General features: G+C 72.8%; 6 protein-coding genes. 3 read left to right on the plus strand and 3 right to left on the minus strand.

Annotated elements, in window-relative coordinates; genetic code table 11:
* Positions 1–231 precede the first annotated feature (231 nt).
* A complete protein-coding gene (locus HW578_RS21290; protein WP_198372724.1) occupies positions 232–1182 on the plus strand; it encodes an SMP-30/gluconolactonase/LRE family protein in 951 nt (316 codons plus the stop codon).
* A 48-nt stretch (positions 1183–1230) separates the two neighbouring features.
* Here HW578_RS21290 and HW578_RS21295 read toward each other — a convergent pair whose 3' ends face one another.
* Positions 1231–2397 carry an aminotransferase class V-fold PLP-dependent enzyme gene (locus HW578_RS21295; RefSeq protein ID WP_198372725.1) on the minus strand — a complete coding sequence of 389 codons (1167 nt, stop codon included), beginning with the start codon at positions 2395–2397 and terminating at the stop codon, positions 1231–1233.
* Complete coding sequence (glpK, locus tag HW578_RS21300) at positions 2394–3896, minus strand: glycerol kinase GlpK (RefSeq protein ID WP_198372726.1); 1503 nt, start codon at positions 3894–3896, stop codon at positions 2394–2396. The genes HW578_RS21295 and glpK overlap by 4 nt, the downstream gene beginning before the upstream one ends.
* A gap of 127 nt (positions 3897–4023) precedes the next feature.
* Between glpK and HW578_RS21305 the strand changes: the two genes are divergently transcribed.
* Both HW578_RS21305 and HW578_RS21310 read left to right on the plus strand, forming a co-directional pair.
* The gene (locus HW578_RS21305) at positions 4024–4572 is read left to right on the plus strand and encodes a cytochrome P460 family protein (protein WP_198372727.1); all 549 of its coding nucleotides are present in this window, start codon (positions 4024–4026) and stop codon (positions 4570–4572) included.
* A gap of 12 nt (positions 4573–4584) precedes the next feature.
* The gene (locus tag HW578_RS21310) at positions 4585–6033 is read left to right on the plus strand and encodes an amidohydrolase family protein (protein WP_198372728.1); all 1449 of its coding nucleotides are present in this window, start codon (positions 4585–4587) and stop codon (positions 6031–6033) included.
* A gap of 153 nt (positions 6034–6186) precedes the next feature.
* Here the strand turns inward: HW578_RS21310 and HW578_RS21315 are convergent.
* Positions 6187–6410 (minus strand): hypothetical protein (locus HW578_RS21315; RefSeq protein ID WP_198372729.1); only part of this gene is annotated, 224 nt, incomplete at its 5' end.

The following is a 6410-nucleotide window of genomic DNA, read 5'->3' on the forward strand; positions in this document are numbered from 1 at the left end:
GCCCCGGCCCCGCCACCACGCCGCGCGTGCAGTCCGAGAGCCTGCCCGCGCCTCCGCGCGGCACGCGATAGCCGCGGCGCCAAGGGGGCGACGCGTCGCCGGCCAGGCAGGCGTGCGCCACGCGCCGCAAGCTTCGGACGCTCGCCGCGCCCGTGTGATCCGGCAACGCCGGATACCCGCCTTGAGGCATCGCGCCTATGCTCCGGGCCACGTCCCCGGAGGAAGCCCGCCATGACCGACGACCCGCGCTGGCAGCCGAGCCTGCGCTATCCCGACCCCGCCATCGTGGCGCTCGACCCGTCCTTCAAGCGCTACCACCTGGCGCTGTCCGCGGTGGAGCGCCTCTACCACGGCACGCGCTGGGGCGAGGGCCCGGTCTGGCTCGGCGATGCGCGCTGCCTGCTGTGGTCCGACATCCCGAACAACCGCGTGCTGAAGTGGGACGAGGAAACCGGCGCGGTCAGCGCCTGGCGCAAGCCGTCGAACAACGCGAACGGCCACACGCGCGACCGCCAGGGCCGCATCATCGCCTGCGAGCATGGCGGGCGGCGCGTGGTGCGCTTCGAATACGACGGTGCGATCACCGTGCTGGCGAACCACTACCAGGGCAAGCGGCTGAACAGCCCGAACGACGTGGTGGTGAAGTCCGACGGGTCGGTCTGGTTCACCGACCCGCCCTTCGGCCTGGCCGCCTTCTACGAGGGCGAGAAGCAGGCCGCCGAACTGCCGCACACCAACGTCTATCGCATCGACGGCGCGACCGGCGAGGTCACGCTGGTGGCCGACGACGTGGACCATCCGAACGGCCTCGCCTTCAGCCCGGATGAGAGCATCCTCTATGTCATCGAAAGCCGCAGCGAGCCGCGCAACATCCTCGCCTACGACGTGGACGGCGCGCGGCTGACGAACCGCCGCGTCTTCGTCGCCTGCCGCACCGGGGAAACACCGGACGGCTTCCGCGTGGACGTGGATGGCAACCTCTGGTGCGGCTGGGGCATGACGCCGGAATACGACGGCGTGCGCGTGTACAACGCCGCGGGTGCGCCGATCGGGCATATCCATCTGCCGGAACGCTGCGCCAACGTGGCCTTCGGCGGGCGGCACCGGAACCGGCTGTTCATGGCCGCCGCGCAGTCGCTCTACAGCCTCTACGTGAACACGCAGGGCGTGGCGGGCGGGTAGCGCCGCGCGAGCCCGGGCCAGGCCTGCGGCGCGCCCCGCGCAGGCGGATCACGCCGCCGGCGCCACCGCCCGAAGCGCCGCAGCCAGAAGCGGCAGGTCGGCGTCGTCGAGCGCGATCGGGTTGACCGCCAGGATGCCGCGACGCAGGCGCGAGGCATCCACATGCACCGCCGGGTCGCGCGCACGCAGCGTCTCCTCCGCGCGGTCCGCCGCCGCGCGGTCGGCGAAGCGCAGTTCCAGCAGCGGCAGGCCGGGCTTCGCGCCATCAGGCACCAGCACCGCGCCGGGCACGGCATCGCGCAGCGCGACCAACCGCGCGGTCCAGCGCGCGCTACGTGCCGCGGGGTCCTCCGCCAGGAAGCGGCGCAGCGCCGCGATCAGCCCGGCCACTTCCTCCTTCCCAACCTTCGCCACGCGGCCGATGCCGTGATGCGGCAGGAAGCGGAGCTGGTTCAGCGGCGCGAATTCCGGCGGTGCCGCGAACTGCGCCTCCGGCAGGTCGAGGTCGAGCATCTGCACCAGCGCGCTGCTCACCAGGTCCTGCCGCCCTGCCAGGATACCCGAGGCCTGCGGCCCGCCGATCGCCTTGCCGCCGGAGAAGCACACCAGATCCGCGCCTTGCTCGATGAAGCGCCGCAGGTTCGACGCGGGCGGCAACTGAGCCGCGGCATCCACCAGCACCGGGATGCCGCGCGCATGGGCGACGCGCACCACGTCTTCCAGCGGCGGTTCCGCCGCCTCGCCCGCCAGATGGAACACCGCGGCGGAGCGTGGCGTGATGGCCTCCGCGATCTCGCCCGCACTCGCGTCGCGCACGCCGGGGCCGGAGAGACGGTCGGGGATGCCGACCTCCACGATGCGCCCGCCGGCGACGCGCAGGGACCGGTCGTACATGTTGCGCTGGCTGCGGCTGACGATGAACTCGTTCGGCAGCCCGTCGGTGTCCGGCAGGCGGTTCATCGCCGCGGGATCAAGCCGCGCCATGCAGGCGGCAGCCCCCAGCATGAGCGCGGCCGCCGCACCCGCCGTGACGATCCCGGCCTCGGCACCCGTCGCCTCGACGATGGCGCGCGATGCCGCGGCCTGGACATCGGGCATCTCGAAGCAGGACCGCGCGGCCTCGGCCATCGCGGACACCACCTCCGGCGCCATCAGGCCGCCGGACAGGCGCGTGTTGGTGCCATAGGCGTTGATGATGCGGCGCACGCCGTTCATGCGCGGCGCCCGGTCAGCGTGCGCCGCACGGCATCCTGCCACAGGGCGTGGCGCCGCGCGGCCTCCGCGCGGGGCATGGCCGGCGTGAAGCGGCGCTCAAGCCGCCAATGCGTGGCGCCGCTGGCACCGGGCGCAGGCAGCAGCCCCGCCTGTAGGCCGGCGAGATAGGCGGCCCCCAGCGCTGTGGTCTCGCGCACCACGGGCCGGTCGACCGGCGCGCCGAGCACGTCCGCGAGGAACTGCATGGTCCAGTCCGACGCGACCATGCCGCCATCCACGCGCAGCACCGTGCCGCCCGCCGCGGGCCAGTCCGCGAGCATGGCGTCGATCAGGTCGCGCGTCTGGAAGGCCACGGACTCGAGCGCGGCGCGGCAGATCTCCGCCCGGCCGCTGCCGCGGGTGAGGCCGAAGATCGCGCCGCGCGCATCCGCATCCCAATGCGGCGCGCCAAGGCCGGTGAAGGCCGGCACCAGCACCATCTGCTGCGCGGGATCGGCCTGCGCGGCCAGCACGCCGGCCTCCGCCGCGTCGCGGATGATGCCAAGTCCGTCACGCAGCCACTGCACCGCCGCGCCGGCGACGAAGATCGCGCCTTCCAGCGCATAGGTGCGCGCGCCGCCCAACTGGTAGGCGATGGTGGTCAGCAGCCGGTTGCGCGATGCCACGGGATCGGCGCCGGTGTTCAGCATGGCGAAGCAGCCGGTGCCGTAGGTGGACTTCACCATGCCCGGCGTGAAGCAGCCCTGGCCGACGGTGGCGGCCTGCTGGTCGCCGGCCATGCCGCGCACCGGTACCGCAGCGCCGAGCAGCGTGGCATCGGTCGCGCCGAATTCCGCGGCGCAGTCGCGCACTTCCGGCAGCACGGCGCGCGGGATGCGGAAGATACGCAGCAGGTCATCATCCCAGCCGCCGCGGCGGATGTCGAACAGCATCGTGCGTGCGGCGTTGGTGGCATCCGTCGCATGCACGCGCCCGCCGGTCAGGCGCCAGAGCAGGAAGGCGTCCACCGTGCCGAAGGCGAGGCTGCCGCGTTCCGCCGCGGCGCGCGCGCCGGGCACGTTGTCGAGCAGCCAGGCCAACTTGGTGGCAGAGAAATACGGGTCCGCCAGCAGGCCGCTGCGTTCGGTCAGCAATGGTTCGAGGCCCTCGCTGCGCAACCGCGCGCAGTGCTCCGCCGTTCGGCGATCCTGCCAGACGATGGCGCGGTGCAGGCAGCGGCCGGTGGCGCGGTCCCACAGCAGGGTCGTCTCACGCTGGTTGGTGATGCCGATGCCCGCGACGCGCGCCGCATCCCCGCCGGCCTTCGACAGGGCGTTGCGCAGCGTGGACAGCGCCCCGCGCCAGATGTCCTCCGGCTCGTGCTCGACCCAGCCGGGGCTCGGGAAATGCTGCGGCAGTTCCTCCTGCGCGACGGCGAGCGGCGCCAGCGCGGCGTCGAAGGCGATGGTGCGCGTGCTTGTCGTGCCCTGGTCGAGGGCGAGCAGGATGTCGGCGGTCATGCGGTGGCGTTCCTCCGCCGGCAGGATAGGCGCGCTTCGCGCCGTCGGTCATGCCCCGCCGCCAGCTTCCCCTTGCGCTCGGCGCGCGGACGGGGCCGGATGCGTTTCACCACAGGGAGGATCGGCCATGAAGCGTGTTGCAGGCCTTGCCGCGATCGGGATGCTGGCCGCACTCGGCAGCGCCGCGCTGGCGCAGCAGCGCGCCTACAGCCCCGGCCCGCACAACATCGAGCTCCCGGCCGACTGGCAGCAGCGCTTCATCCGCTACACCACGGTGGACCGGCCGGACCGCAAGATCATCCGCAACATGTACGTGAACCCGGAGGCCTTCGCCGCGCTCACCGCCGGCCAGCCGCTGCCCTACGGCACGCTCGCCATCATGGCCGACCAGCGCGCGCGGGTCGACGCGCAGGGCAATGTGCTGCTGGACGGCAATGGCCGGCTGATCCCGGAGCCCGCCTTCATCGCTATCGCAGCGCAGCAGAAGGAACGTGGCTGGGGCGAGGGCTACGGGCCGGAACTGCGCAACGGCGAGTGGGAATATGCCGTGTTCAACCCGCAGACCGGCGCGTGGGTCGACCGGCCGCTCAACGCCTGCTTCACGTGCCACCTGCAGGCGCGCGCGCAGCAGGACTACAGCTTCACCACCTGGGACTACGCGAACCGTGCCCGCTGAAGGAGACGCCCCATGACCGCACCGATGCTGATCCGCGACGCCGCCTGGGCGGTGGTGTGGGACGCGCCGGCGAAGCGCCACGCCTATGCGCGCGGCATGGACGTGCTGATCGAGGGCGGGCGCATCGCCGCCATCGCGCGCCACGACCCCGACGCGCCTCCGCCCGAGGGCGCGGAGGTGGTGGATGGCCGCCGAATGCTGGTCATGCCGGGCCTGGTCAACATCCACACGCATCCGACGACCGAACCGGCATCCCGCGGCGTGCGCGAGGATCACGGCGTACCGGAACAGCAGATGACCGGGCTGTTCGAGCGCCTGCAGGCCTTCCGCATCGACCAGGCCGGCCAGGCGGCGGCGATGCGCCTCGCCTATGCCGAACTCATGTCGGCGGGGGTGACCAGCGTGGTCGATCTCTCGCCACCCTTCCCGGACTGGCTACCCATCATGCGCGAGAGCGGGCTGCGCGTCTGGGCCGGCCCCGGCTTCGCCGCCGCGCACTGGGGCATGTCGGCGCCGCAGACCGTGACCTACCTGTGGAACCGCGAGAACGCCCGCACCCAGTTCGAGGCCGCCAAGCAGGTGATGAAGCAGGCCGAGGCCGACAATTCCGGCCGCCTCCATGGCATCGTCTTCCCCGCCCAGATCGACACGGTGGAGGAGGACATGCTGCGCGAGGCCATCGCCTATGCCGGCGAGACCGGCCGCGGCTTCACCACCCATATCGCGCAGGCCGTCGTCGAGGTGCGCGAGATGATCCGCCGCCACGGCACCACGCCGATCCAGTGGGCAGAGTCGATCGGCCTGCTGACGCCGCGCAGTATCCTGGGCCACGCGATCTTCGTGGACGAGCACGCCTCGATCGGCTGGCACACCGCGAAGGATATCGGCCTGGTGGCGGACAGCGGCGCCACCGTCGCGCACTGCCCGACCCCCTTCGCGCGCTATGGCGAGCACCTGAAGCATTTCGGTAAGTACCGCGCGCGCGGCGTGAACATGGGCTTCGGCACCGACTGCGCGCCGCACAACCTGATCGAGGAGATGCGCCTCGCGATCATCCTGGCGCGCAACGCGGTGCGCGACGTGGCGGCGGCCGATACCGGCAGCGTCTTCCACGCGGCGACGGTCGGTGGTGCCACGGCGCTCGGCCGGCCGGATCTCGGGCGCCTGGAGAAGGGCGCGGCGGCGGACCTGGTGCTGGTGGACCTGGCGCATCCGCTGATGAACCCGCCGCGTGATCCGCTGCGCGCGCTGCTGTTCCATGCCGCCGACCGCGCGGTGAAGCGCGTGCTGGTCGGCGGCGAGACGGTCTTCGCGAACGGCAGGCCGACCCGGCTGGACGTCACGGAAGCCGCGGGCATCCTGGCCGAGAGTCAGGCAAGGATGCTGCGCGACGCGCGCGGGCGCGACTATCGCGGCCGCAGCGGCGACGAGATCTCGCCGCTGGCGCTGCCGCTGCATTGACGGCGCGCGATTGGGTGGTGGTCGGCCTGCTACTGGCCGGCGCGGTCCGGGCCGGCTGGGATCACCTGGCGGCATCGCCGCTCGGGCGCTTTGTCTTGGGTGACTGCGACGCGCGCGGTTCCGGGCGCGCCTTCCGCTGCGAGCCGACGCGGGTCACCCCAGCCGGCGCACCTGCACCGCCAGCACGGCCGTGAGCACCGCCACCAGCCACGGCGCCACGTCGGCGCCGAAGCCTTCCACCGCCAGCCCGATCGCGCCCGGCAGCACCGCGACGCCGACGGTCGCCGCCGCCACCTGGAAGCCCACCGCATGCAGCGCCGCCGCCGCACCGAGCCGCGCCGGCGTGCGCGCCACGAGCGTCGGGAACAGCGGCGAGA

This window comes from Roseomonas rosulenta, from assembly GCF_016106005.1.
In the GTDB taxonomy this organism is placed as follows: Bacteria; Pseudomonadota; Alphaproteobacteria; order Acetobacterales; family Acetobacteraceae; genus Neoroseomonas; species Neoroseomonas rosulenta.

Coding starts and splice junctions, on each gene's coding strand:
- HW578_RS21290 (WP_198372724.1), top strand. CDS start 232: ATGACCGACGACCCGCGCTGGCAGCCGAGCCTGCGCTATCCCGACCCC.
- HW578_RS21295 (WP_198372725.1), bottom strand. CDS start 2,397: ATGAACGGCGTGCGCCGCATCATCAACGCCTATGGCACCAACACGCGC.
- glpK (WP_198372726.1), bottom strand. CDS start 3,896: ATGACCGCCGACATCCTGCTCGCCCTCGACCAGGGCACGACAAGCACG.
- HW578_RS21305 (WP_198372727.1), top strand. CDS start 4,024: ATGAAGCGTGTTGCAGGCCTTGCCGCGATCGGGATGCTGGCCGCACTC.
- HW578_RS21310 (WP_198372728.1), top strand. CDS start 4,585: ATGACCGCACCGATGCTGATCCGCGACGCCGCCTGGGCGGTGGTGTGG.